The sequence below is a fragment of the Litoribacter populi genome, assembly GCF_007483685.1.
In the GTDB taxonomy this organism is placed as follows: Bacteria; Bacteroidota; Bacteroidia; order Cytophagales; family Cyclobacteriaceae; genus Litoribacter; species Litoribacter populi.
Genome location: NZ_VMKN01000001.1, coordinates 1629249 through 1654937, shown reverse-complemented (window position 1 = coordinate 1654937; position 25689 = coordinate 1629249). Strand labels below are relative to the sequence as shown.

23 protein-coding genes are annotated in these 25689 nt (G+C 43.1%); 15 read left to right on the top strand and 8 right to left on the bottom strand.

Annotated elements, in window-relative coordinates; translation table 11 throughout:
- Positions 1-45: 45 nt before the first annotated feature.
- Positions 46-1170, bottom strand: a complete 1125-nt coding sequence (locus tag FPL27_RS07260; protein ID WP_143960459.1) for an NAD(P)/FAD-dependent oxidoreductase — start codon at positions 1168-1170, stop codon at positions 46-48.
- Positions 1171-1322: 152 nt separating this feature from the next.
- Between FPL27_RS07260 and FPL27_RS07255 the strand changes: the two genes are divergently transcribed.
- Positions 1323-1802 carry an Mpo1 family 2-hydroxy fatty acid dioxygenase gene (locus FPL27_RS07255; protein ID WP_143960458.1) on the top strand — a complete coding sequence of 160 codons (480 nt, stop codon included), beginning with the start codon at positions 1323-1325 and terminating at the stop codon, positions 1800-1802.
- A gap of 167 nt (positions 1803-1969) precedes the next feature.
- The gene (locus FPL27_RS07250) at positions 1970-3988 is read left to right on the top strand and encodes a cation:proton antiporter (RefSeq protein ID WP_143960457.1); all 2019 of its coding nucleotides are present in this window, start codon (positions 1970-1972) and stop codon (positions 3986-3988) included.
- Here FPL27_RS07250 and FPL27_RS07245 read toward each other — a convergent pair.
- Positions 3985-6270, bottom strand: a complete 2286-nt coding sequence (locus FPL27_RS07245; RefSeq protein ID WP_143960456.1) for a patatin-like phospholipase family protein — start codon at positions 6268-6270, stop codon at positions 3985-3987. The two genes, FPL27_RS07250 and FPL27_RS07245, sit on opposite strands and share 4 nt — an antisense overlap.
- A gap of 147 nt (positions 6271-6417) precedes the next feature.
- Between FPL27_RS07245 and FPL27_RS07240 the strand changes: the two genes are divergently transcribed.
- Complete coding sequence (locus FPL27_RS07240) at positions 6418-7041, top strand: DUF4494 domain-containing protein (protein ID WP_143960455.1); 624 nt, start codon at positions 6418-6420, stop codon at positions 7039-7041.
- A 408-nt stretch (positions 7042-7449) separates the two neighbouring features.
- Positions 7450-8238 (top strand): SDR family NAD(P)-dependent oxidoreductase, encoded by a 789-nt coding sequence (locus FPL27_RS07235; RefSeq protein ID WP_143960454.1) that lies wholly within the window; start codon positions 7450-7452, stop codon positions 8236-8238.
- Positions 8239-8299: 61 nt separating this feature from the next.
- Here the strand turns inward: FPL27_RS07235 and FPL27_RS07230 are convergent, their stop codons facing one another.
- A complete protein-coding gene (locus FPL27_RS07230) occupies positions 8300-8902 on the bottom strand; it encodes an HD domain-containing protein (protein WP_143960453.1) in 603 nt (200 codons plus the stop codon).
- 383 nt (positions 8903-9285) lie between these two features.
- Between FPL27_RS07230 and FPL27_RS07225 the strand changes: the two genes are divergently transcribed.
- Positions 9286-9735, top strand: coding sequence for an SRPBCC domain-containing protein (locus FPL27_RS07225; protein ID WP_143960452.1), 450 nt, complete (start codon positions 9286-9288; stop codon positions 9733-9735).
- Positions 9736-9965: 230 nt separating this feature from the next.
- Here the strand turns inward: FPL27_RS07225 and FPL27_RS07220 are convergent, their stop codons facing one another.
- Genes FPL27_RS07220 through FPL27_RS07210 form a run of 3 tightly spaced genes read right to left on the bottom strand, consistent with a single transcriptional unit; the run spans position 9966 to position 13888 of the window.
- Positions 9966-10838, bottom strand: coding sequence for a DUF4249 domain-containing protein (locus tag FPL27_RS07220; protein WP_143960451.1), 873 nt, complete (start codon positions 10836-10838; stop codon positions 9966-9968).
- Complete coding sequence (locus tag FPL27_RS07215) at positions 10838-13192, bottom strand: TonB-dependent receptor (protein ID WP_143960450.1); 2355 nt, start codon at positions 13190-13192, stop codon at positions 10838-10840. The genes FPL27_RS07220 and FPL27_RS07215 overlap by 1 nt, the downstream gene beginning before the upstream one ends.
- A gap of 18 nt (positions 13193-13210) precedes the next feature.
- Complete coding sequence (locus FPL27_RS07210) at positions 13211-13888, bottom strand: hypothetical protein (RefSeq protein WP_143960449.1); 678 nt, start codon at positions 13886-13888, stop codon at positions 13211-13213.
- A gap of 631 nt (positions 13889-14519) precedes the next feature.
- Between FPL27_RS07210 and FPL27_RS07205 the strand changes: the two genes are divergently transcribed.
- The 6 genes from FPL27_RS07205 (at position 14520) to FPL27_RS07180 (ending at position 19113) form a co-directional block, all read left to right on the top strand.
- Positions 14520-15191: a DUF6266 family protein gene (locus tag FPL27_RS07205; RefSeq protein WP_143960448.1), complete on the top strand. Its 672-nt coding sequence runs from the start codon at positions 14520-14522 to the stop codon at positions 15189-15191.
- A gap of 322 nt (positions 15192-15513) precedes the next feature.
- Positions 15514-16071, top strand: a complete 558-nt coding sequence (locus FPL27_RS07200) for a cupin domain-containing protein (protein WP_143960447.1) — start codon at positions 15514-15516, stop codon at positions 16069-16071.
- 82 nt (positions 16072-16153) lie between these two features.
- Positions 16154-16543 carry a hypothetical protein gene (locus FPL27_RS20000; protein ID WP_143960446.1) on the top strand — a complete coding sequence of 130 codons (390 nt, stop codon included), beginning with the start codon at positions 16154-16156 and terminating at the stop codon, positions 16541-16543.
- Positions 16459-17268, top strand: a complete 810-nt coding sequence (gene xerA, locus FPL27_RS07190) for a site-specific tyrosine recombinase/integron integrase (RefSeq protein WP_143960445.1) — start codon at positions 16459-16461, stop codon at positions 17266-17268. The genes FPL27_RS20000 and xerA overlap by 85 nt, the downstream gene beginning before the upstream one ends.
- Positions 17269-17400: 132 nt before the next feature.
- Positions 17401-18015, top strand: a complete 615-nt coding sequence (locus FPL27_RS07185; RefSeq protein WP_143960444.1) for a hypothetical protein — start codon at positions 17401-17403, stop codon at positions 18013-18015.
- Between the two features lie 147 nt (positions 18016-18162).
- Positions 18163-19113 (top strand): hypothetical protein, encoded by a 951-nt coding sequence (locus FPL27_RS07180; protein ID WP_143960443.1) that lies wholly within the window; start codon positions 18163-18165, stop codon positions 19111-19113.
- A gap of 53 nt (positions 19114-19166) precedes the next feature.
- On the opposite strand, the gene ltrA is transcribed toward FPL27_RS07180, so the two are convergent.
- Complete coding sequence (ltrA, locus tag FPL27_RS07175; RefSeq protein ID WP_143960442.1) at positions 19167-20447, bottom strand: group II intron reverse transcriptase/maturase; 1281 nt, start codon at positions 20445-20447, stop codon at positions 19167-19169.
- Positions 20448-21112: 665 nt separating this feature from the next.
- On the opposite strand from ltrA, the gene FPL27_RS07170 reads away from it, so the two are divergent.
- Together FPL27_RS07170 and FPL27_RS07165 are read left to right on the top strand one after the other, a co-directional pair.
- Positions 21113-21481: a type II toxin-antitoxin system RelE/ParE family toxin gene (locus FPL27_RS07170; RefSeq protein WP_143960441.1), complete on the top strand. Its 369-nt coding sequence runs from the start codon at positions 21113-21115 to the stop codon at positions 21479-21481.
- Entirely contained in the window at positions 21478-21768 is a 291-nt protein-coding gene (locus tag FPL27_RS07165; RefSeq protein WP_143960440.1) for a helix-turn-helix domain-containing protein, read from the top strand. The genes FPL27_RS07170 and FPL27_RS07165 overlap by 4 nt, the downstream gene beginning before the upstream one ends.
- A gap of 69 nt (positions 21769-21837) precedes the next feature.
- Here FPL27_RS07165 and FPL27_RS07160 read toward each other — a convergent pair whose 3' ends face one another.
- Complete coding sequence (locus FPL27_RS07160; RefSeq protein WP_143960439.1) at positions 21838-22296, bottom strand: NUDIX domain-containing protein; 459 nt, start codon at positions 22294-22296, stop codon at positions 21838-21840.
- 159 nt (positions 22297-22455) lie between these two features.
- Between FPL27_RS07160 and FPL27_RS07155 the strand changes: the two genes are divergently transcribed.
- Positions 22456-22848: a lipocalin family protein gene (locus FPL27_RS07155; RefSeq protein ID WP_143960438.1), complete on the top strand. Its 393-nt coding sequence runs from the start codon at positions 22456-22458 to the stop codon at positions 22846-22848.
- 116 nt (positions 22849-22964) lie between these two features.
- On the top strand, positions 22965-25670 hold the full coding sequence (locus FPL27_RS07150) for a phosphoenolpyruvate carboxylase (protein WP_143960437.1): 2706 nt from the start codon (positions 22965-22967) through the stop codon (positions 25668-25670).
- Positions 25671-25689: the final 19 nt, after the last annotated feature.

Below are 25689 nucleotides of genomic sequence, written 5' to 3'. Positions count from 1 at the left end.
CTTCAGTATTATATAAACGTTGAAATTAATAAAAAATATCTGATTTTAAGGCTTTTCAAACAGGTTTACTAACTCTTTGGCGGCCTGCCAACCTATTGCTACGCCCATTCCACCCATGCGGATGGCTACCCCTGTGCGCTCATTGAGTTTCTGGACGATGGGAGTTTTATTAGAACCGAATGCCATGATCCCCGACCATTCCATTTCAAATTTGATAGGCTGTTTGGGAAAAATTACCTCATGGGTCAGCTTAACCAAGTAATTTTTTATAACTTGATTTACCCCAAAAATATCAGTTTCCTCATCGTCAAAAGCCATATTTCTTCCACCGCCTATAAGAATCCTATTATCTACATTTCTAAAATAGGTGTAACCTTTGTCAAAATGAAAAGCACCTTTCCATGCCAGCCCTGGTATGGGTTCCGATACCAACACTGTCCCCCGTCCAGGTTTCATTTCAATATCAGGGAGCAGCTGCTTGGTGAAAGCATTGGTGCAGATGGCAATATTTTGGCCAAAAAACTCGATATGCGAATCATAGACCGGGTTTTTCACCTTCACTACCCCATTCTGTTTGTCAATTTCGGTTACTTCTGCACCTGTCAGTAATTGTACATCAAGCGAATGACACTTACTCCACAAAGCTTTAAGGAATTTACCTGAGTCCAACTGACCTTCCAGATCATTTCTTACCACAGCTTTTACAACGGGTGAAAAGCCGAACCTTTTCACGTCCTTTTCTATGTGAAACACATCCTCTCCAAAAAGGTCTTTTAGCAAGGAATTAACCAGATAAATCTTTTCCAGGCTTCGATGGTCCTCCTCCCGGAACATTTCAAAGCCGCCTAAATCCTCATAGCCGAGATCATGGTCTCCGAAAACCTCTCTGATCTCCGATAGTCCACTATATCGTCTGGCCACAAGTTCTAACACCTCATCCTCATCCATGTGATAAAGGTCATCCAAAATTTCAGTAAGACTTCCAAAGCAGGCGAACCCGGCATTTCTGGAACTGGCTCCGCTAGGAAATATGCCTCTTTCCAAAACCAACACCGACTTATCGGGGAATTTCACCTTTAGATGAATGGCAGTGGAAAGACCTACTATCCCCGCACCCACTACTATAAAATCATAATTAACGAAGTTTTTCTCTTCCCAGTAACTTAGCATAAAAGAAGTTTGGATGTCCGATGACGGATGTTGGATGACCGAAGCTATTGTACATCCGACATCTATTCATAAAATTGTATCAAAATATTCAGCCCAATTTAGTATATTAATGATTGGATTAAAATATAAGATACATTTATACTAATGGGAAAATGAGAAAGATTGACGAATTACTGGCCGAATATGGGGTAAGCCACCAAAACCCCACCAATAAAACTATTCACTGGATCTGTGTTCCGGCTATTTTTTTCAGTATTGTCGGCCTGGTTTTCAGTATTCCGGCGGGTCCACTGGAGGATCTTCGGCCCCTGTTAGGCAATTTTTCTAACTGGGCGACTTTGGTTTTGGCTATAGTTCTAATATATTATGTGTTGCTTTCACCTCCCTTGGCATTGGGCATGTTTTTATTTTCAGCCATTTGCCTGGCTGTAGCCAACCTCATTTCTATCCTCTCCCCTGTCCCTCTATGGGCTATCAGCCTTATGATTTTCATTCTAGCTTGGATCTTGCAGTTCTACGGTCACAAAATCGAAGGCAAAAAACCCTCCTTCATCAAAGACATCCAATTCCTCCTCATCGGCCCCGCCTGGCTCATGCATTTTATTTACAAGAGGTTTGGGTTTGCATATTAAGGTTTAAAGGTTAAATGTCCGCTTGCAGCGGACGTTTAAAGTTTAATGGGATAGCAGATAGCTAAATCTTAAACGTTACTCTTTAAACTTTAAACTACCTCAACTGACCGGCCAGTAATAATTTTTCCCTTATTTTTGCAACATACCTAAATTGCAACCACTACCCCATGAATTTCATTTTAGCTTCAGTTGAACTCCCTATGCTTTCCGATATAGTGGTCATTTTTGGGTTGGCCACATTGGTGATTCTCATATTTACCAGGTTTAAAATCCCCACTATTATCGGTTTTTTGCTTACCGGAGCTATAGCGGGACCTTATGGTCTTTCCCTGGTGACTGCTTCTACAACAGTGGAAGTCCTGTCTGAAATCGGCGTTATCCTGCTGCTTTTCGTCATAGGTATGGAATTTTCTCTAAAAAGCCTGCTGAGTATCAAAAAAGCAGTGTTTATAGGGGGAGCATTGCAGGTCGGCCTGACCATTGCCACGACCACGATTTTTTCCTACTTTTTAGGCTTTGACTGGAACATTGCTGTTTTCTTTGGATTCCTATTTGCACTCAGTAGTACGGCCATTGTGCTCAAACTCCTACAGGAAGCCGGACAAGTCAACACCATCTCAGGCCGGACCACCCTTGCCATCCTGATCTTCCAAGATGTCATCATTGTACCTTTCATGCTCTTTACCCCCATGCTTGCGGGCGAGTCTGATAACATTGCCCTGTCCCTGCTTTACATGGCTTTAAAAGGTGCTCTTGTAATTCTCCTTACGATTCTGAGCGCCAAATATCTTATGCCCAACTTGCTTTTCAGGGTTGCTAAAACCAGAAATGCAGAGCTTTTTCTTTTGACTATCATTGTAACCTGTTTCGCAGTTGCATACCTTACTTCCCTTTTGGGTCTTTCTTTGGGTCTCGGCGCCTTTTTAGCGGGCTTAATTATCAGTGAATCGGATTACAGCCACCAGGCTACAGGTAAAATTCTACCCTTCAGGGAAATTTTCCTCAGCTTTTTCTTCGTATCCGTTGGGATGTTGTTTGACGTGACTTTCCTGTATGAGCATTTCCTGATTATCGCAGGTTTGGTTATACTCACCTTTTTGGTAAAATTCCTTATTGCCACAATAGCGGTCAAATCCATAGGAGCTACATTGGAAGAAGCATTCATAGTGGGATTTTCCATCTTTCAGGTTGGTGAATTCTCCCTATTGCTAGCCAAGGAAGGGTTCAGGTATAACCTCCTGGATAACAATACCTATCAGTACTTCCTGGCCATATCAATCCTAACAATGGCAATCACCCCCTTTGTGTTGAAGAAAAGAGTTCAATTTGCCTACAAAGTGGGAAGAGTACCCCTGCCAACAAAACTTAAGAAAAAAATCAATCCCGATAAGGATACTCCTGCACCTGGGATAGAGGAAGATAATACGCTGAAAGACCACCTGATCATCATCGGTTATGGTCTGAATGGCCGTAACCTTTCACGTGCTGCAAAAAAGGCAAATATCCCCTATGCTATCATCGAAATGAACCCGGAAACAGTAAGAACCGAATCGGCTAACGGAGAACCCATCATCTATGGTGACGCAGCTAATGAGTCTAAATTGGAACATGTAAATATCCATAGCGCTAGGGTAGTGGTAATTGCCATTTCAGATAGTGATGCTACCAAGGGCATCATAGCTAATATCCGGCATTTCAATCAGAATGCCTTTCTTATGGTAAGAACGAGATACGTGAATGAAATCGATGAAAACATCAAACTCGGCGCCGACGAGGTCATCCCAGAAGAGTTTGAGACCAGTATTGAAATCTTTACCCGCGTACTTAATAAATATCTGGTTCCCAAACATGAGGTGGAAGATTTCACCAAGGAGGTCAGAAGTCATAATTATGAGATGTTCCGTAGTCCCACTGGGACCGCCACGTCAGAGTTTGGTTTCGACCTTCCAGAAATCAATTTTGTCAGCCTCAAGGTGGAAAAGGATTCCGGGGATTACATTGGCGTTAAACTTAAGGAAATGAATATCAGGGAAGACCTGGGCCTTAATATAGTAGCCATCAAACGCAAAGGCCGCACTTTTACCGACCTCACCGGCGATACCCGCTTCAAGCTCGGCGATGTGGTCTATGTGGTTGGCAAACCTGAAAACATCAAAAAATTGGAGGAAGAACTGGAGGTCAATTAATCAGTAGCGAACATTTCTTCAAGACGGTTTAAAGACCTTTGGTTAAAGGGGCTGTGGATGCTTTCTATTATGGAGCGTTTTTCCCGGGCTGTTAGCCTCCAGTTGAGTGAGGCACGCTGTATATCCACCTCCTCTTGTTTGACCTCCTCTCGTGCATCCAGGAAGCCTTCACGTTCCTCCACAAATGACCTCGTAGAATATTCAAATTCCACCCGGTCCATTTCCACTTCAAGAATTTCCTTCATGTAGTTATAAAGTACTTCATTATGTAAGGTCTGTACGTTATCCCAGTTGATGTAAATGTTCTTCAATGGAGTAATGAGCTTTTGTAAAATAGAGGGCGGTAACTTAGTTTCGATCTCGGTAAATTTCTCTGAGTCTCTGATGGACACCAACACCACCCCAGAGGTGTTTTCACTAATCCAATCATTGAACACATACAAAAAGCGCATAGCATCCTGTACGCCGAAATTGTCAGATAGACCAGCATCCATGATTTCCATCTGTGGGTCAGATGGCAGTTGAATATTTGGCGTGATAAAAGGAAACGTCGCCCCCATCCTCAAGGCACTAATAAACCTTAGGTTATCGGCATCATGGCTGGCATAAAATCTTTTGAAATCAATGCCCTGACTTTTTTCCCTCCATCCGTCGGCCCTTCCCATCGAAATCCCCATATAACTCATGGAGTGAGGGGAAATAAAGAGCTTTCGGGCGTCATTGATAATCAACGGAGTTACGGGCATCATAGGTATGAGTGCATCTCTTTCAGGTTGCTCATATTCTCTGATCGGCTTATCCAATATTCCTTTCGTGTTGATGTTGAGCTGGCTTTCAAATGCATATCCCCTATCCTGCAGATATCTTCTGCCATTGTAGTCAAAATATCGATTTCTAATCAACAGGTCATTCACCAATAGGGTGAATATTATCGGATTGAGGTTATCTGAGGAAATCTGCTGCAGGTAGCTAAAGTCGGTGATGTCCAAAGTCGGGTCTTCTAATGACCTTAAATAGAGCTCTCTGAAAAACCCTGCCCCTATTATCCCTCCTGAGGCTCCCGAAATCAACCGGGTCCGTTCAAAGAGTTTCCCTTTAGTTCTGGTATGAATATGCTGCAGCACATTGACAGTCCAAAGCGCAGCCCTTTGCCCACCTCCACTGGTGGCTACCATGACCATTTTGGGATTTTCCCCTTCCGGAAATTTGGACCTCCAAGTGTTGAGAATTTCCAAAGTACGCTCCTTGTCCTTCTGAACCGTATCCGCATGAAGTATGGCGTTTACAGTGGCTAAGTTGTATGGCTTTGGATCAATAGTGTAATCCAGTCCAAACGCAGTATGTGGTCTATTGAGCAAAGTAGTTTTGGAGGCCATATTGATCACCACAAAGAAAGCGATGGCCACCGGTGTTGCCCAGCCTCTCAGCCAAAAGCTGATTGCCCCAACTCCCATGGTTAGGATGGCAAGCAACAAAGTGGAACTCATAGCTGCTGGAACCTGTAGAAATTTTTCTTCTCTAAAGAAGCCCAGAAATAAGATAAAAATCACCAGAAAAGTCTGGAGGATAAAGAGGTTGAGGTGGTTTTGGTCAAACACCCTTAGTAGTTGGTTTCCTTCAAAGCGGAAAAGGTCCTGTCGCACCTCCCTTATCCGCAGTGAAGTATCGAGGTAGGTCAGGACCTTTTCCCTGCTCTTTTTCCTGTCCTTGTACCTGCTTATCACATTGGCCCGAGGAATTGAGGTTCGGCGAAGCTTCTTATCCAGAGTATCGGCAAAAAGCACAAAGAAGTCCTTATTCGTAAATCCAAAGTAAATAAAAAGCAGCACAAAAGTCAGGATAGTCCCGCCAATGAACCCTAGGAGAAACTGCGCAATGACCCAGTTGTTTTCTAGGTCATTGTCCAACTGAAACCTGATAACGGCGATAATATAAACGATATAAAACAGCAGCGGTATGATGCCGTTGTTGACGCAAAATTGAAGAAAAGGACGGGGCAGGATGGCAAGAAACTTGAATTTGGAGGCGTCCATGATGTAGACGGTCATATGAAAGGCCATCGTATAGATGGCAAACCCTATCCCCATGAAGAAAAAGCCCATCCAATTGACCTTATTAAGGTATTCCGGATCGAGGAAAAGATATGGAATGCCCAACACCTTACCAAAGCCCTCAAGGGCTATCGCCCCCAATAGCACCCACAAACCGATCAGCAAGATGTTTTTACGCAAATGAAGAATCAACAACTGTATCGGAAAACTGTAAAAAAATTTATTCCACATGTAGGGTGTCTTTTTTGACTAATATAAAGTAATAAAAATGATGTTTTCAATTATACAGAAAAAATTCTGCCAATTAATCCGGCTTAACTTTTTGGGCTTTCTCAAATTCATGTTTACCTTAGCCAGTCAATCTTAAGACAGTATTCAATGAGAACTTGGTTTTTGTGTAAAGTAAAATACGCGAAGGAAAATGAGCAGGGACTGCTCAAAAATGTGTCAGAACAGTATTTGGTGGATGCGGTATCCTTTACCGAAGCTGAAGCCAGGATTTACGATATGTTGGGCAGTGTGATCCGTGGGGATTTCCAGGTGACCAGTATTGGCAAAAGCAATATTGTTGATGTTTTCCCTTACGATGACATCGACATTTGGCACAAATGTAAAATAACCTATGTAGTGGCCGACGCCGATAGCGGCAAGGAAAAAAAGGTAACCCAGTACATGCTGATTACCGCCCACCACGTCAAGGAAGCCTATGAAAGGATATATGAATCCATGAGCAACATGCTTGTTTCCTTCAACGTGCCGGACATAGTAGAAAGCCCTATTGTAGAGGTATTCCCATATGAAAAAGATGACGAGGAGCTACTTCCGCCCCCTCCATCCAACCTTCGACCGGTGAGTGAGGTAAAAGAGGAGCAGGCCCGCCGCGACCAAGTGCGTTCTGAAAATGAAAAAGCAAGAGTTGAAAAAGAATCCGAAACTGAAGAGGAAGATGAGCTAGAAGCCGTAAGCGACGAATCCATTGACGCCGAAAGCGAAGAAAGATAATCTCTGCGTGAGGAGACCAATCAAAAAGTGACGTGGTTGTCCGCTTCGCAGTTGTCCCGCCATTGGTCGGCCTTCCACGGGAGGTAAACTTTGCCTCCCCGGCTAAGTTGTCAGGGTTGTCATTGTTCCATTCTCGCGCCCAGCAGGTGTTTATCTCCGTTTTTTTTTACTGAGAGCCCCATTCAATGCACTGCATTTAAATGGGGCTCTCAGTATTTTATCCCTAATTTCATCCTTTGGCCGCGAAGAAAGTACTCTGTGAAACTCCCTTCCAAACTCTGCGTAACTCCGTGCCCCCTTACTTTCCGCGTACAGCTTTCGGTCTTCCGTCTTTTTTCCCATCTAAACAATTTAAGCTCCTACCTTTTATATAAGCAGTTATTTACTTAAACCACAACCTTATATATTATGGACTTAAAATTGGAGAACAAAACGGCATTGGTTACGGCTTCCTCAGGCGGAATAGGAATCGCGATTGCAGAATCCCTCGCCAAAGAGGGAGTAGAAGTACTCATTAATGGCCGCTCGGAGGAATCTGTCAATAAGGCTATCAAAGAATTAAAAGAGAGAACAGGCAGTGACAAATTCAAAAGCGCAGTTGGAGATCTGGGTAAAAAAGAAGCTTGTGAAAAAATAACCCAAGACCACCCAGAAGTGGATATCTTGATCAACAACGTTGGTTTTTATGAGGCAAGCCCCTTCTTTGAAGAAACCGAGGATGACTGGCAGACTATTTTTGATGTAAATATCATGAGTGCGGTCAGGTTGAGTCAGCATTATGCCAAAAAGATGATTGACCGTGGTCATGGGAGAGTGGTCTTTATTTCTTCGGAAACAGCCGTCAACCCTGACCCTAACATGGCCCATTATGGAGCTACGAAAACCATGCTGCTGTCAATTTCCCGCAACTTGGCAGAACTCACCACTGGCACTGATGTAACGGTAAATGCCGTGATGCCCGGTTCGACCGACACGGAAAGTGTAAGGGAACTGATCAAGGAACAGTTTTCGGACGTGGACATTGAAGAAGGCATGAAAAAATTCATGAAAGAAAACCGTCCCACCTCGATCTTGGGACGACTCCTTAAACCAGACGAAATAGCTAACCTGGTCACCTTCGTCTGCAGCTCCAAAGCTTCCGGTATCAACGGTGCCGCCCTGCGAGTGGATGGCGGTATTGTGAAGAGTGTATTTTGATATGAATAAAAACCTGCCAGGTTTCATTGATTTACTGTACAAACCTGGCAGGTTTTATTTACTACTCCCCTCTCAACTGATTCCCAATCACAAACCTAATCAACTCCTCCACGGATATCCCTGCCCTCTCACTGGCATCGCTGATATCATCCCGGCTCACCTGGGCGGCAAAACTTTTATCTTTCAGCCTTTTCTTCACGCCTTTGACCTCCATACCTTCGTAGCCTTGAGGCCTCATTAGAGAATAGGCATGCACGAAGCCTGAGAGTTCATCGAATGCATAGAGCATCTTATCCATATCCGAAACCGGCTCCACACCAAAATACCGAGGCCCATGGGAAGCTATTGCCCTGATGACTCTAGGGTCAAGATTTCTTTGCTCCAGTTCCTCTATGATCCTACTGCAGTGCTCATCCGGCCACTGGTCCCAATCTGCGTCATGAAGAAGCCCAGCTAGGTACCACATATGGACAGTCTGATCATCATAGCCGTGCTGTAAGGCATATGCTTTCATCAGATGGCCCACCTGCTTCATGTGAAAGGCCAATTTGTCATTTTTTACCCAATCGAAAAGCAGCTCAAGAGCTTCCTCCTCCGAAATCACTTTCCCAATATTCTGCTCCGATCCAAAGTCAGTTTTATTTAGCGCATGTGTCATTGTCATGTCTACAGGTTTTAGGGTTGGTAAAGATTACAATTTCAGCTTCTTGAGCGGAAAATGCAAGAGCTACTGCAGATGAATAATTATATGCCCGCCTCATTCAAAATTGCTAAAGAATTGTTATCTTATTTAAAATAAGTTTTATTTATAATATAATATGATTATCCGCAATGATGCCAATAACCAGTAATTCCTTGTTTAAGGAGTCAGAAGACCGATGACCGAAGACCGTAGCTGCCATCTATCCTGCCTTCAGCCAACTTTTCATTGGTTGATGGTTTTTACTGGCAATAAAGCGGATATACAAATAATAAAAATACCCATGACCACGAATTAGTCAAACTTCTAAACTTTAATCTTTAATCCTTTAAACCATTAACCCTTTAATGAAACTAACTCCAAAAGCCACTATACAAATACAAAAGCCTATTGAAGAGATTTTTGATGGCATTGTAAATCCTGAAAAGATAACCCGGTACTTTCTTTCTGAAACTTCCGGTTGGCTTGAGGATGGAAAAGAACTGATTTGGAAATTCCCGGAATTCCCAGATTATGAATGTATAGTAAACCAGGTTGCCATCGAGCAGAACCGTTCTATCAGTTTTGTCTGGGATAAGGAAACGACTGTAAAGATAAGTTTGGAAGAACAACCGGACAAATCAGTCATTGTGCGGGTAGAAGAAAAAGAAAAGGATATCAATGAAGCCAACCTAAAATGGCTAATCGAAAACACCGAAGGCTGGGCCAACTTCCTCGCCTGCCTTAAGGCATATTTGGAATACGGCATCAACCTGCGTAAGGGAGCGTTTGAGTTCATGAAAAAAACTACAACCTAGGAAAGGCTTCACGCAACGGCGCAAAGAAGGTCGCCAAGAACGCCACGCACCCTTACCAAACTTTACAGTTCCCACCGCAAAGAAAATAAGATGCGCAAAGAAGAATATGAAGGTGTAATGAGACCAATTTCTCCCGGTGTTCGCCGCTCGAAATCATAACCTCAAAGCATAGGGAGTGTTTGACATCGGACACCCGACATCGGTCATCGGACACCCGACATCCCACACCATCACTCAATCCTAACCATATGACTCGATGCCGCACCGAAGATGCCGTACCCGTTCACAATGTTGCTGGGCATGGGGGTGGGCTCGCCACCGAAAATATCGGGGCTCTGGTTGTTATAGTGATAATAAAAGGTAGTCACATAGTCGTAATACTCCTTGCTCACCGTTTCCAAAATCAGGTAACTTTCCAAATCCTCTTGGGTACCTGAATAAAAGAGTTCACTTACCAGTACTACAATCTCAGCTTCGGTCCCTTGCGTTGGAGTCGATTCAAAGCCCACATTAAAGGGATACATAGGGGTGATGAAAGGTAGGTTGGAAGTCAACTGTATGGCCGTCCTCATCGGCTGCCCCTCTCTTTGCTGGGCAAACTTTAGCACATAATAGCTTTTGCCCTCCACAGGCGGGGAAACTCTGAAAAACACTTCCCGCTGCGGCACACTTCCCAATCCCCTATCTACACTTCCAAACCGGGCAGAAATAAGCTCAGTCGGGGCGGGAACCACTGTGGAACTGCTCACTGAGGCATATCCGGGGGCGTCGATTTCCACATCAATGCTATCTCCGATGTGGATGCGATAGGGAGCCGTATAAGGATCCTCTCCACCAAAAAAACTAAACCGCTCTAATAACTCCCCATTCACCCTCATCTGCACATTCGCGTCGGGCAAACCATCCTTAATCGAGCCCTCATCCATCATTCCATGCGATCTATGTATCCCCAACTTCACCTGGGTATCCCCATCCTTAAGCAAGGCATTCAAAACAATCTTTGATTTATGTTCGGGCAGGTCTATTTCCACCTCCTGATTTATCCATCCCAAGCAACCCGACAAAGCCATGGGAATCAATCCCCAAAATAATCTTTTCATCATCAATACAATTTGAATTCATAACTGAATGCTGGAAGGATAGGCAATAGAGCCATCTGTCTCAACCTCATGGTACCTCCCGCATTTACGCCAAAGAAATTGGTGCCTCCCGACCAATAATAGTAGAAGGGGTTTGCACGATTATAGACATTGTAAAAGCCTAAATTCCAGGTTCGTTCACCCCACCTCTTATCCTTGGAGAATCTTATCCCAAAATCTGCCCTGTGGTAGGACCGCATTCTAAAATTATTTCTACCTTCATAATGCTCTACATATGGACTTGGACGCAGCGATCCACTTGACAGACCTATTGGAGGATCAGTGTAGGCTTGGTAACGTCCTTCTGCCAAGGTGATAGCCTCCCCCGTCCCATAGGTCCAGGAGGCAGAAAAGCTCACTTTGTCATTCACCTGGTAAGCCATTGTCAAGCCTATATCATGTCTTCGGTCAAAACGATCAGGGAAGAATTGTCCATCCATAATATTGTCAAACCTGCGTTCTGATTGAGCCAAGGTGTACCCCAGCCATCCGCTCCATCGGCCTTCCTTTTTCTGAAGCAGCACCTCAATGCCCCTGGCCCGTCCCTCTCCCTCTCGTTCTATTTGCTCCTGCCAATCCGCAGCGCCTTCCAGCCAGTTCACGCCGTCCGAGTAGGCGATAAGGTTTGTCATGTTTTTGTAATATCCCTCTACAGAAAACTCCCAACCTTTATCTAACATCCTATGATAGCCCAGCGTATATTGCCAAGACTGCTGGGGCCCGGTTCGTGCAGTGGCAGGCACCCATAAATCCGTTGGGATTCCCACACCGGTGCTGCTCAAAAGGTGGACATTTTGCTGCATCTGGGCAAAACCGGCTTTTAAAGATGATCTTGGACCTACTTGGTATCTTGCAGTCATTCTCGGTTGGGCCGAAAAATATTGCTCCCCGTCCACAAAGTAATTATTGAAATGCACCCCAAGATTGGCACTAAACCGGTCGCTGAGCGTCCATTCATCTTCCAAATAATAGGAAAGCTCCCAGGCATTCACATTCTGCGATCCAAACGTAGTATCCATTTGAACACCCTGATCTGTGCTCCTTATGACATTGACCCCAGGGGTAAACTTGTGATGGATGGCTTGGGCACCTACCCGAAAAAGGTGGCTTTTGCTATGGTAATACTCAAGGTCATATTTGAGATTCCAATCCCTGATCCCTGATTGGTAGCCAAAATGATAGAAATGCTCTTCCTCGGGATTGCTGTGATCGGTGGCGATATCAAAAATATAATTGGTATAGCCCATCGTGGTGTTAGAGAAAAGTCGGTCGGAAATAATCCTGTTCCACCTTACAGTGGCCAATTGGTTGCCCCATTTGAAATAATTACTTGACCTGATGTTGCTCGAATCCCTCGCATTCACCACCCCCCTGTCGTGACCGCTGTAGGCTGTCACCTGTATTTTGTCTTTAGGGGACAGGTCATAACTAGCCTTGCCATTGAAGTCATAGAAGGTGTAACCAAAACCGTGGCTCCCACCCGAGGCAATTCTGGCTATTGGCCGGGTAAACATATCGACATAAGATCTCCGGAGAGCTACGATATAAGAACCCTTGCCTTTATTGATAGGCCCCTCATTGCTGATTCGCGCTGACACCAGCCCTACTGCCCCTTCCGTGCGCATTTCATTTCGGTTTCCATCTCTCATTTTCACATTAAGTACAGAGGAAAGTCTACCTCCATACCTGGCAGGAAAACCGCCCTTCATCAGGCTGACATCTGCTACCACATCAGGATTAAAGGTGGAAAATATCCCTCCCAGATGCCCTACGTTGTAAAGGGGAATGCCATCAAGAAGAATCAGGTTCTGGTCTGGCCCGCCACCCCTTACATACATGCCCGTAAGTCCCTCTTTTCCGCCCTGCACCCCCGGCATGAGCTGTATCCCCCTGATCAGGTCTATTTCACCGCCTACTGCAGGCAACTGTTTAAGTTGCCGGGCCGGCATATTGATCGAGGAGAGCTGCACCTGCCTTTCGAAGGAAAGCTCCTTGTTTTCCTCCACTACCACCTCGTCAAGATCATCCAATGGCTGTAGCCCCACAGTCAATTTCCTGGAGGCAGCCAAATCCACGTTTACCGTTTGGGTTTTGTACCCCACATGTGACACCTTCAAGGTAGCAGTGGAATCGGGAAGGTTAAGGCTAAAAAAGCCGTAGAAATTGGTATGGGCACCGCGCCCAGTTCCTTCAATCAAAATAGTAGCTCCAAAAAGCTTTTCACCGGTGCCTTTATCCTCCACATATCCGCTTATCTGCCCTTGGCCCCACACGTTGCCGGTAGCCAATGCAAAAATTAACATTATAAAACTTCTCATTTTCAATAAAAATTAAGGCTAAAAACTTTTTAGTATGCTTTTTTTATTATTTGACCCGATTCCATATCCTACAAATAGCCCTGTAAATGATCCTCGGTCCCGAAGGGTGTTCGGTGGAGTATTAAATATAGGTTCAGGATTTTTCACGGTGTGTCGGTTTATTCCCTGCTGATGCCGCAAGCCCAGCACAAAGTAATTATTGCGTTTGTTGTAAATCCTAGTCCCTACTTCAACGCGGAAAGTCAGGTGTTCCTTTGATTGATTCATCCTCTGGGACAAAAAATCGCCATAGAGGAATCTACTTCCCCCAAATCCGGCCTGTGCAAAAAATATCTTATTCTTGACTTGATGGTTATATCTAAGACCAATGCTGTAATTCAAACTCCTATTAATCCTCGCGGCTGTGGTATAAGTGCCTCCAGTCCCAAGAGACCTTTCATATTCCCATGTGGACTGCATGTATTCTAATTGTGTTGCTATTTGAAACTTATCATTTAATTTGGTCAGCAGGTTGACACCAAAATGACCACTTATGGGTGTAAGGAAGGAAAATTCCTCGCGATGCATACCCACCTCCGCACTAAAATGAGACACAGCCGGGCCTCCATACAGCTCTAATTCAATGGTTTGCTGGGCCATCAACTCACCGCCGAATATCAGGAATGAAAGTATAAAAAGAGTAAAATATTTCTTCATAATCATGTAATTAAAATTTTCTATAGACCAAAGGTAGAGATTCCATTCCCAGATTAGACTTAATGAAACCTAAGATATGTTAAGAAAACTAAAACCCTAGAATGTTTACACTAAAAAAACTGTTCCCCCTAACCCCAAAAAACTAACACTTAACTGCTTATATCTGGAGCCTCACCTAACCAATGCGAAGTAGGTACGATTAAATGCTACCCTCTGTGGGATTTACCAATCTCAAGAGAAACTCATTAGTCTTCCACCCCAGAATTCCAGAATTAAGATTCTTTTGTTTCCCGTTACTGAAACGTATATAAACCGTATATTCTTCTGACCATACCCTAAGCAAGTCCTAAGCATGTTCTAACCAAGTTCTAATATTACTAGTGCTGCTCAGAATAATCTTTGTTTTCACATAGTCTGTTATTTAAATTAAATATACCTAATTATTTGCTTTATTAATTCTTTCCGCTATATTCGTTTGACTTTTGATCTAATTGAGAGATTAGGCGTTATTTAATCGAGCCGGTGATTTACCTACAGGGCATGGATCTGAGTTGAGTGTTTGGCAAATTTCAGGGCACAGGCCCAGTTCTTAGCCTCAGTCTTTTTTATTATACTTTTAAACACAATTCACATGGCTAAAGCTTCAGCACAGTATCAGGGCCTAAAAGGAAAAATTGGCAACATGATTTTCTACACCATCAATGGTGTCACCTATGTACGCTCGGCGCCTGAAAAGAAGGAAAAGTCCGAAAAACTGCCTCCTACCCCTGCCCAGGCCAACCAGCAGGAAAAACTAAGGCTCGCACGTTGGTTTCTTGAGCCCATACGGGAACTTGTTTATTTCGGTCACCAACGCGGGATCAGGGGAGCGCGTACCGGTTATCATGAGGCTTCCGGACAAATCATGAATCAGGCTCTGGAGCACCAAGACACCGGACAGGCGCTTCTTCCAAGTCTGGTCAAGGTAAGTTCCGGTACCCTTACCGGCCCAAAAGCTCCTAAGGCAAAATGGACTGAAGACAACAAGGTTTTGTTTAGCTGGGCGAACAACGCCGTTGCTGGCAATGCAAAGGGAAAAGACAAAGTAATGGTGTTGCTATATGACCTGGAGGAAAGAAGGCCCTTTTACATACTAGAAGGTCCTCCCCGCTCAGCGGAGAGCCTGCTGATGACCATCCCCGACCCGGACGAGCACCGTGGCAAACTCCACGCTTACATGGCTTTCAGCTCCAATAACAGCCGCAGCAAAGCCAACCTCATAACACATAACCTGTCTGACAGCATGTACCTAGGGATAATATAAAAACAAGGGGGCACGAGTTTCGCAGAGTTTAAAACTAAGTTTCGCAGAGCTGCGACGAAGTCAACAAAAATCACTGAGTCGAAGAAGTTTAATAAGGCCTGTAGATCGCTTGAACTAGTTATGGTTTACTCAGTATTACGGTGTCCTCAAACTCTGTGTCCCTTTGTCCCAGACCAAGAAAGCCCAATGGAGAGATTTGTCTTGAACTGGAAATTTGTGTATTTTTATTATAATAAAAGGCAAAGAATTGCACTTTTTAATCCGTCACTTTTCTTACAAGCGAGACGATGTATTTAATTATTGAACTTAAAATACACCAACGGTGCCAACTAAAGGACAAATAGTAATCGACAACTTTACCGGAGATACAATAGAGTTTCTCGAAACTTCTTCAGACACAAATGGAGAAAGAGTTACTTTAAAAGTGACATTGAAAAGTAAAGGCCAAACTGTGGATGACCATCTTCATCCCTTGCAAGATGAGTCTTTTAAAGTATTATCAGGCAGAATGACATATCTATTAGACGGGAAGCAGAACTACGTTAGTGCTGGAGAAGAAATTATTTTACCCAAAAACAAACCTCATAACCATTATAATACTTCTGATGAACCAGTTGAATTTATTCAAACCATAATACCTGGAATAGATGTAGATTATTTTATAGAAAACCTGTTTGGAATGATAAATGACGGTAAAGTCAAAGAGGGCAAGTTACCGTTTTTACAGGCAATGGTAACAGCAAGATACCTGGAAAGCCCGTCGAGACTTGCTGCCATACCTATGGGACTGCAAAATGTATTAATCCATACCATTGGACCGTTGGCAAGGACATTTGGATATAGGGCCCTTTACAAAAAATATACGGGGATTGAAAAATAACGGAATACTACGCATTGGAATCTTCGTCGATGTTTGCCGGCCGTAAGTTTTTGATTAAATTAGGTAGCCAATTTTTTTTGCTATGAAAAAGATATTTTTAAGAAACGGGCTTTACCTAAAGGAGCACGTCATTCAGTTGGTTTTCCCCTATGATGCGGAGTTAAAAGAGATAGTAAAGTCCCTTACGGATTGCCGATGGGACGTTGCCCAGAAGGTTTGGTATGTCCCATATACTGAAAAACAAGTGGACGCTTTGCTAAAGGCTTTAAGGGGAAAAGCCTGGCTGGACTATTCCCAATTAAAGAAAGTAGCCCTACCCAAACCAGCACCCCAATTACCCGAACTGGAAGACTTGGATGCGGAACAGCAAAAGAAGTGGCAGCCTTTATGGACTGGATGCGCAACAAGCGGTATGCTGAATCCACCATCGAGACCTATTCGGGCGCCATTGCCACCTTTTTCAGGTTTTTGAAGAACAAGCCGCTCAAGGATGTAGACAACCAAGACTTGGAGCATTTCAACAAGGAATATGTACTTGCCAGAAAGTACTCGGCTTCCTACCAAAGTCAGGTGATCAATGCAGTAAAGCTGTTTTTCAGCAACAGGCAGCAGAGGAAGCTGGATCCGGAGATCGTATATAGGCCCAAAAAGCCCAAACTGCTTCCAAACGTCATAAGTAAAGAGGAGGTAAAGGAAATTCTTAATACCCACAAAAACATCAAGCATAAGGCAATGCTTTCCTTGATATATGCTTGTGGATTAAGGAGAAGTGAATTATTAAATATAAGAATACTGGATATAGACTCTAAAAGAAAAATGCTGAAGGTCAGTCAATCCAAAGGTCGAAAAGACAGGTTCGTGCCTTTGCCTGATAAAATAATAGAATTGCTGAGGGAATATTACAAGGTCGAAAAGCCTGTCGAATATCTTTTTGAGGGGCAAAAGCAGGGGCAAAAATACAGCGAAAAAAGTCTGGAGAACGTACTGAAACAGGCTTTGGCCAAAAGCATGATCAATAAACCGGTAACCCTGCACTGGTTAAGGCATTCCTTTGCCACCCACCATCTTGAAAACGGCACAGACTTAAGGTATATACAGGAGCTGTTGGGCCACAGCAGCAGCAAAACCACGGAGATTTATACCCATGTCAGCCTTCAGAGTCTGCAAAAAATCAGGTCCCCGTTTGAAGATTTGTAAGAAAAGTTTAGTATCATTATACTCTGACAAAACCTCTGCTTTATGAGGCTTATCCCCCCTTATCAGGGTTGATAAGCCTCATAAGCGTGAGGGGTATAAACAAGTTATGGGTTATTGTAAAAACGACTGAAATTGAGATTTATAACTACATTGATACTTATAATTTTTGGACTTGGTGGTTCTCAAATCTCTCAAGCACAAAAACTTAATAAGCAGATTGATAAAAGTCAAAAAGCAGCAATATCAAGTTCACCTTTCGAGGCTGCAAAAGGAATGTATACAGGTCTTACTCAAAATAGAAAAATAAGACCTCAATATTTGACTATTATTGATAGTTTAAGGAAGGAATTTACACAGGATACAATATTGTTGACTGAAAATTATGACTTCATATGCATTGGTTGTCCATCTGACTTTATTCAAATACAGGTAAGAGAAATTTATATAACCTTAAGATACAACTATGACATAAGGGCTTTCGAAAGAAAAAATCAAAAAATAACAAAATTGTTCTTTGACGAATCAAGGTATCATCTCAGTGACATCCAAGAATTAAGAAATGAAATCAGTGAGAATGACAATTGGAATAAGAATCCTGAAAAATATGGTACAGAAAATTGCCTTGACGGTGGGCATACATTTTATACAGTCCTCTATCCAGACAAAAAAGTAACTTCAATGTATATGCGATGTTGGATGAACAAAGAAACGAGAAATCAAACGAGTGAAGGGAACAACAACCCATAACAGGCGATTGGCCCAATGGCGGAGGACTTGGTTAATTGAACATTCTACCTCGCATCAACCTTTATGGGACATTGACAGTGAAGTTCTACGAATTCCGCCAATGTGCCAATCGCCAAAACGTTATGGCTTATTAGAAAATGAACAACAATGGAAAATTATAACAGTATTTGTGAATATTTAATATCCAATAAATATTCAATATTGATAAGTTTCCTTTCTACTGTAATTGGAGCCTTTCTTGGATTCTTTTTCGCATTGATAATATATTGGTTAGGGAATCGAAATGTTAGAAAGAATAAATTAAAAGCAGAAAAAGAGAAGGCTTATAACACATTAAAAAGGTTCTCACTTTTATTAGAATCTATAATTAAAACATGTCGCCTACAGAATGAACATTTTGATTCTCACGCGAAAGATTTATTAGAAAAACCACTTGATTTTCATTTTCCACAAATTTTGGCAACAAATGATAGAGAAAGATTAACAGAGTCAGATGATATAGAGTTATATTACTCGTTTATGCAATTTGACATAGAAAATGATAATAAATTCAGGGATTATAAAAATATTTTTAATCATGCAGATTTTTTGCAAAAGCATTACCACGACTTAATTATCCAAAATGAAAAACATCAAAGCTTTTTACATAATGATTTAAAAATAGTAAGAGATAATTTGTTAGCTATTGTAATTAGAGTTGGATTGATACAAAAAGATATTCAGTTTGCTAGCCCTAATGAATACTTGAGTAATCCCGAATTTCAATTTTTAGAGAGATATCGAAATGTTTATTTTAGCTTAAAAGGGAATGGATTTACAAATTTTGAACCATATCGTGATAAGTTTCTTATTCCTTTTCAACTAGAATTGTTTGAGAAGTTAACCAATCAATTACATGCAGATGAACTTTCTTCATATATTGCTACTGCTCTAACAAGAATGGATAATGTTCAAGTGAATTCCATAGATCATGCAGCAAATTTTTCAGGCTTAAATGAAGATGAAAACATCAATTGTGCTTTAGAATATTTCGTAAAAATAAACAATAAAATTAATGAAATAACAAGCCATAATCGAGTAGACGTCCGTGAGCCATAAGCTCACGGTGCGCCTCTCACACCACCGTACGTACGGGTCTCGTATACGGCGGTTCACTGGATTGTAGGTTGCGTTTTAAGGTAATAGGAAAGCATCGATTCATAACCTTTTCTTCTTAGGCGTGACAAAGTAATAGTAGTAATCAAAATAGGGCTTTGGGCTATCGCCCATCCCCCTTTTCTGGTCCTGCTCCATGCATAAGCATGGTCTTGATCTACCCCCAATCTGATCAGGTTCTTACGTTTCCGCTCAGGCTTTTTCCAATCGTGCCAGATACAATATCTTAGGCGGTTTCTCAACCACTCGTCGAGTGATTTCAGCTTTGCAGAGATACTGGCAAGGCGGTAGTTATTTACCCATCCCCGCCAGACTTCAGCCAGCTTTTTCAACCGCTCCTCAAAACTGTACGGTTTAGTCTTTTTGGTTATCTGCTTGAGCTTTCGTTTCAGGGATACCCAACTGTTCTGTTTCACCACCAACTGGTATTTTCCTTTTACCCCTTTTTGATAAGTCGGAACAAATGCGTGTCCCAGCAATTCAAAGTTGGAGGGTCTTCGGATGCCACTTTTCTCCCTGTTGATGGGCAATCTGAGCTTGTCTTTTAGAAAAAGGTAGATCTCGTTACCCACCTTTCGGGCTTCTCTTTTTGACTTGATGTAGATGCTGAAGTCGTCAGCATAGCGGACATATTTCAGGTTTCTCCTGTCCAGCTCCTTGTCCAGAACATCCAATAGGATATTGGAAAGAAGCGGGCTGATAGGGGATCCCTGCGGAACGCCTTTTCTACGCCTGTGCAGTTTTCCATCAATCTGGATTGGTGCACGTAGCCATTTTCGGATAAGCCGTAGGGTTGTCGGGCATTTTACCCGCTGATAGATGAATTGTAGAAGAGTAGAGTGGTCCACCTCGTCAAAGAACCCTTTTAGGTCAATATCCACAATGTCCTGATAGCCATCATTGATGTATTTCAGTGCCTGTGTTACTGCCTTATGGATGTTCTTCTCGGGGCGGAAGCCGTAGCTGTATTCTTCGAACATAAGTTCATACTTAGTCATCAGCACCTGGCTTACTGCCTGTTGGAGCCATCTATCTACCACTGTGGGAACTCCAAGCAATCTTGTTTTCCCGTTTTCCTTGGGGATTTCCACCCCTCTGATAGGCTGAGGTACATACGTATGGTTGAGAATGGACGTGGCAATACTGTCCCTGTTGTTTTCCAAGTAGGAAAACAATTCGGTGACTTTCATGCCGTCCACCCCAGCCGAACCCTTGTTCCGCACCACCTGTCGGTAGGCTTTGAAAAGATTCTTACGGTTGAGTACTTTTTCTATCATAATTAATTTGTTAACCCTGTCCGCTTAAAATGAGGCTATACCAATTTGGTACTCCCCATCGAATTTGGACGTAATCCAGCGTTCAGTCCTTCGTTACCCAGTGAGACCTCTGTAGATCTTACAGCTCGTTACCGATAACTACTATGACTTCGGCTGACTTCTTGGCTCATAGAAACCGAGTCTATTCCAAGATCTCCCTTGGTAAGATGAAAATCCTTGTGCCTATCTCTGCCATATCTACTATTTTGGTACTTCCTTCCTTTTGGAAGGTTTGGACTTCGGCATGATGTGTTACCTCATCCGACCTCATAGCCTCAGTATATGGTTCCTGTTCGTCAGTACAGACACCGCAGACTGGCTTACTTCACTGCATGCCTCACGGCAAACCAGCTTGCCACTTGCTTGGCTTCGGGACGTTACCCCCGCGCTTAAGGGACTTTCACCCGTTGGAACGTTCATTTAAATGAACTATATTCACCATTCAAGGCACACACATCAGCTTGGATCCAGCGGGCGGAACCATTTAACATAAAACACACGGCTTGGAAAGCCCGCCGGCTCCAAGCTGAATCACGTTGGGCATAAGCGCATAATGAAAACGTCAATTCACACTATATGCTTTTTAATATTTTGAAAAATAGTAACTTTTAAGTTACATTAGCGTTATGGATAAAGTCAGGGAAGTCATAGCCTATCAAGACCACTTCGAGAACTTTCTTAAAAAGCAGACAGAGAAAGTTCAAAACAAAATCTATAAGGTCATTGAAGCGATTGAAACTTTGGAAAGAGTTCCTGAAACCTACCTAAAACCGATCAAGACAAAGAAAGGGCTTTATGAAGCAAGGGTTCAGTTGGGGTCAAATATTTGGAGAGTGTTCTGTTTTTTTGATGAAGGCAAGTTGGTGATCTTACTTAATGGCTTTCAAAAGAAGACCCAAAAGACACCTTCCAAAGAAATTGAAAAAGCCGCCAAACTGATGGATGAATATTATAGAGAGAAAGAGTTCGAAAAGTTAAAAGGGAAAAAGAGATGAATACTAAAAGTTGGAAAGAAATCAAGGATGATGTGTACGGAGCAAAAGGTACCGAACGCAGGGAGGATCTGGAGAGGGATTTTGAGTCATTTAAAATTGGTCTTCTTTTAAAGAAGGCAAGGGAGGATAAAAATCTTACACAGGAGCAGCTAGCTGAATTGGTGGATAAGAAGAGAACATATATATCTAGGGTGGAAAACAACGGTAGCAACCTGACACTAAAAACCCTTTATGAAATTGTTGAAAAAGGATTGGGTGGGAAGGTAAAAATCTCCATTGAACTTTAAAAGGAAGTACGCGCGATACCATCACCGTTGGATCCAGCGGGCTGAACCATGTAATTTAAACACACAGCTTCAAAAGGCCTGCAAGGCACACATGGTCCCTTGATCCCAGATTAACTCCTGCTTGTCGAGCATTTGCTGAAACTCTTCCAGGTTGACCCATTTGGCATCGGTGATGTAATGCTGATCTGGATTTTCGGGCGGGTTTTCCATGATAACGGGGTTTTCCGCAATGAAGTAATGCATGGGCCTGTTGCCAAAAACGCGTTCCGATGAGTACAGATGGCAAACCACCTCCGACTGCATGCCCACTTCTTCTGCCAGCTCCTCTATGGCGTGGGTCAGGATGTCTTTGTCCACCTTGTCCACACCCCCACTCACGAATTTCCAGAACTTCCTGTCATAGCCGTGGATGTATTCCTGGATCATGAAGATTTCCTTGGTTTCCGTATTGAAGGGATACACGATCACCACCTCACGTTCTTTTTTGCTTGGCTTTTCGGTTAACTTTGTTTGGAGTACTTCTAACATAATTTAAGGGTTGATTTATCGAGGCGCAAAAGTAAGGAGGAATTATGAGAAAAAATTAAGGTAGGACAAATAATAGGTAACCCCACCATCTCAATCCACGTAGGGATTAGGTATACTTTAAAACAGATTTCTCCTTAATTTTCTTTTAACTTTTACACTATGAAAATACTACTATTCTTCCTAGCCGCCCTACTTGCATTTTCCTGTAACAGTGAAGACGATTTGGTTCCCGATACCGACTTGATTGGAAAGTGGGGGTTAATTGAGATACTGGCAGATCCCGGAGATGGAAGCGGTACTTTTCAACCAGTGGAAAGTGAAAAGTATGTTGAATTTCACAGCGATGGCACGATTACATCCAATGCCGATCTCTGTAGGACCTTTGACCAGCCGGGAACACCCTCTTCCGGCACATATTCACTCACTGATTCCACTATCAACCCCGATGGTTGCGACCCGCAGTGGCCTTACCCATTTGAGCATACAGGGTCTACATTAACTATAAGCTATGTTTGCATTGAGGCCTGCCAGGAAAAATACGTGAAATTGTAATGGTATAAGGACTTCCTTTGAACCATTAACACTCTATTATCTGGTTTTCAGGGGTTAAATTGGCTATTTTTATTTGTTCCTAAATCAACTGCAATTGGTAATGAAACTTTTAACCCATGTCCAAAGAAACCCTACAACTCCAAGGAATAGAAAAAATCAAGACAGATTTTCATTATCTGCTGAATCTGTTCAGTGAAATGCTCGTGTCCATAGGCGAAAAAGAACTCGCCGAAAGTTTACCCTTTGGTTCCCAGCAGAGCCACGCACAACCTGATGAAAAACTTGCCCAAGCCATTGGGATTTGCTTTGAGTTGCTCAATTTGGTTGAGGAAAATGCCGCGGCAGTATTTAGAAGAAAAACCGAAACCGAGTTGGGATTGGAATTTACGAGGGGCTCTTGGGGGGAAACGCTTAATCAATGGAAAACAGAAAAGCTTGATGAGAAAGAGATAGCTAGAAAGCTCCAGGAAATCAACGTAAGACCGGTACTGACCGCCCACCCTACCGAGGCCAAACGTCTGACTGTTTTAGACATACATAGAGAGTTGTATCTTCTTTTGGTCAAAAGAGAAAATCCCAATTGGTCCACCACGGAGCAAATTGTAATCAAGAATGAGATGTTAAGTTTAATGGAGCGGTGGTGGCGAACCGGGGAAATCTACTTGGAAAAACCCCGATTGGAGGACGAGAGAAGCAATCTGATGCATTACTTCTTAAATGTTTTTCCAAATGCTCTAAGCCATTCCGACCAGCGGCTAAAGGACGCATGGACAACCTTGGACTTTCCCCCTGAATTGTTGGAGTGGCCAGAGCATTTTCCGACCCTTCAATTTGGTAGCTGGGTGGGTGGTGACCGTGACGGGCATCCCTTTGTAACCCCCGAGTTTACTGCCTCAACCCTAAGTCTCCACCGGAAATCCGCTCTGAACATGATAAAAACCGAGCTTTTCGAGCTGGCGGCAAAGCTCAGTTTCTCAAGTTACCGTAACCGACTTCCAGATGCCTTTATGAAGGAAATTCAGGAAACTGCCCAAAAGCTTGGCACAAAAGGTCAAAAAGCCCTTGAAAGAAATCCTTCAGAGCCTTTGCGCCAATTTGTAAACCTCCTTTTAGTGAGGTTGGAGAATACGCAATTAGACAGTCCTGAATTGGTGGATTATATGTATTTCCGCTCAGCAGGAGACCTGACTTCTGAGCTCAAAAAACTCCGGCAGACGTTAATTAGCCTTGGAGCTTCCCGTGTAGCTAAACAGTGGCTTTTTCCCTTGGAGCGCAAGGTGCTGTGTTTTGGCTTCCATCTGGCAAAGCTGGATATCCGGCAAAATAGTGCCTATCACGAAAAAGCCATCAGCCAAATTCTGAAGGCCTCAGGGAATCAGGATTCGGACTATGCGGTTTGGGATGAGGAAGCGCGCCTGCGTTTTTTGAATCGGGAACTCCAAAGCAACCGTCCTTTTCTAGTAGCTGGGACTTCCTGTGGAAAGGAAGCTGACAATGTGCTTGGTTATTTACGAGAAGTCAAAACATATGTAGACCGCTTTGGTGTGGAGGGAATCGGGTCTATGATTGTCAGCATGACCAGAAGCCTAAGTGATCTCTTGGCTGTCTATCTCCTATTGCGTGAGGTGGGGCTTGGGGATACAGGATTACCGGTGGTGCCATTATTGGAAACTATAGATGATTTAGAAGCAGGTCCAGGTATTTTATCAGCCTATCTAAGCCATCCCATAATGAAAAGGCAAATTGAGGCTTCAGAGAATTTTAGCCAGGAAATTATGTTGGGTTACAGTGACAGCAACAAGGACGGGGGAATTCTGACGAGCCGGTGGACAATATATAAGGCGGAAGAAAAGCTCACTGAGACGGCCAAAAAGTTTGGAGTTAAGCTGTCATTTTTCCATGGACGCGGGGGCAGTATTAGTCGTGGTGGAGGCAAGATCCACCGTTTCTTGGACAGTATGCCACCTGGATCTATGAGCGGTCAAATGAAGATGACCGTTCAAGGTGAAACTATTGCCAACCAGTTTGCCAACCGGCTTACAGCAACTTACAATTTGGAGATGCTGCTGGCAGGTACAGCCAGACAAGCCATGATATCTGTCGAAGAGTTTCAAAATGGAAAACTATATCGAATCATGGACAACTTGGTAAGTTCAGCCAGAAAGACCTATAGAAAGCTGTTGGACCAACCACATTTTATAGACTTTTATGGCAAAGCCACTCCTATCGATGTCTTGGAAGAAAGTAAAATTGGCTCCAGGCCGGCTCGTCGCACAGGTCAAAGGTCCCTAGAGGACTTGCGTTCGATTCCGTGGGTTTTTAGCTGGAACCAGTCTAGATTCAACCTCAGCGGTTGGTTTGGTATGGGCACTGCCATCGAGCAATTCCATAGACAACATCCGGAGGATTTTGACGAGTTGAAGCGCAGGACGCGGGATTGGCCTTTTCTGAAATATATGCTAATCCAGATTGAATCGAACTTACTTTTTGCAGATCCAAAAGTGATGCAGGCTTTTGCGGAGCTTTACGAGGAACAGGACGCGAGAAAGGACCTTATGGAACTGATTTTATCCGACTACCATACTTGTTTGGAAAAAATCGAGGAAATTTTAGGCGCCTCCTTGGAGTCCCGTAGAATTTCAAAATTGGAGGACCATAAATTGCGGAACCATGCGCTGAATATGTTGCACGAAATGCAACTTAAAAATCTTATCAAATGGCGTAAAATTAAGGAGACCGATCCCAAACAAAGTGATGAGCTTCTTTTAAAACTTTTGCTGCTTGTAAATGCCTTGTCTGGAGGTTTGAAGGGTACTGGGTAATGAGGGTTAATAAGTTCAT

Bases quoted from the DNA above. Each gene is read 5' to 3' on its own strand.
- FPL27_RS07235 (WP_143960454.1), top strand. From the start codon at position 7,450: ATGGACTTAAAATTGGAGAACAAAACGGCATTGGTTACGGCTTCCTCA.
- FPL27_RS07155 (WP_143960438.1), top strand. From the start codon at position 22,456: ATGAAAATACTACTATTCTTCCTAGCCGCCCTACTTGCATTTTCCTGT.
- FPL27_RS07210 (WP_143960449.1), bottom strand. From the start codon at position 13,888: ATGAAGAAATATTTTACTCTTTTTATACTTTCATTCCTGATATTCGGC.
- FPL27_RS07220 (WP_143960451.1), bottom strand. From the start codon at position 10,838: ATGATGAAAAGATTATTTTGGGGATTGATTCCCATGGCTTTGTCGGGT.
- FPL27_RS07225 (WP_143960452.1), top strand. From the start codon at position 9,286: ATGAAACTAACTCCAAAAGCCACTATACAAATACAAAAGCCTATTGAA.
- FPL27_RS07255 (WP_143960458.1), top strand. From the start codon at position 1,323: ATGAGAAAGATTGACGAATTACTGGCCGAATATGGGGTAAGCCACCAA.
- ltrA (WP_143960442.1), bottom strand. From the start codon at position 20,447: ATGATAGAAAAAGTACTCAACCGTAAGAATCTTTTCAAAGCCTACCGA.
- FPL27_RS07215 (WP_143960450.1), bottom strand. From the start codon at position 13,192: ATGAGAAGTTTTATAATGTTAATTTTTGCATTGGCTACCGGCAACGTG.
- FPL27_RS07205 (WP_143960448.1), top strand. From the start codon at position 14,520: ATGGCTAAAGCTTCAGCACAGTATCAGGGCCTAAAAGGAAAAATTGGC.
- FPL27_RS07170 (WP_143960441.1), top strand. From the start codon at position 21,113: ATGGATAAAGTCAGGGAAGTCATAGCCTATCAAGACCACTTCGAGAAC.
- FPL27_RS07160 (WP_143960439.1), bottom strand. From the start codon at position 22,296: ATGTTAGAAGTACTCCAAACAAAGTTAACCGAAAAGCCAAGCAAAAAA.
- FPL27_RS07150 (WP_143960437.1), top strand. From the start codon at position 22,965: ATGTCCAAAGAAACCCTACAACTCCAAGGAATAGAAAAAATCAAGACA.
- FPL27_RS07180 (WP_143960443.1), top strand. From the start codon at position 18,163: ATGGAAAATTATAACAGTATTTGTGAATATTTAATATCCAATAAATAT.
- FPL27_RS07250 (WP_143960457.1), top strand. From the start codon at position 1,970: ATGAATTTCATTTTAGCTTCAGTTGAACTCCCTATGCTTTCCGATATA.
- FPL27_RS07245 (WP_143960456.1), bottom strand. From the start codon at position 6,270: ATGTGGAATAAATTTTTTTACAGTTTTCCGATACAGTTGTTGATTCTT.
- FPL27_RS07260 (WP_143960459.1), bottom strand. From the start codon at position 1,170: ATGCTAAGTTACTGGGAAGAGAAAAACTTCGTTAATTATGATTTTATA.
- FPL27_RS07165 (WP_143960440.1), top strand. From the start codon at position 21,478: ATGAATACTAAAAGTTGGAAAGAAATCAAGGATGATGTGTACGGAGCA.
- xerA (WP_143960445.1), top strand. From the start codon at position 16,459: ATGGACTGGATGCGCAACAAGCGGTATGCTGAATCCACCATCGAGACC.
- FPL27_RS20000 (WP_143960446.1), top strand. From the start codon at position 16,154: ATGAAAAAGATATTTTTAAGAAACGGGCTTTACCTAAAGGAGCACGTC.
- FPL27_RS07240 (WP_143960455.1), top strand. From the start codon at position 6,418: ATGAGAACTTGGTTTTTGTGTAAAGTAAAATACGCGAAGGAAAATGAG.
- FPL27_RS07230 (WP_143960453.1), bottom strand. From the start codon at position 8,902: ATGACAATGACACATGCGCTAAATAAAACTGACTTTGGATCGGAGCAG.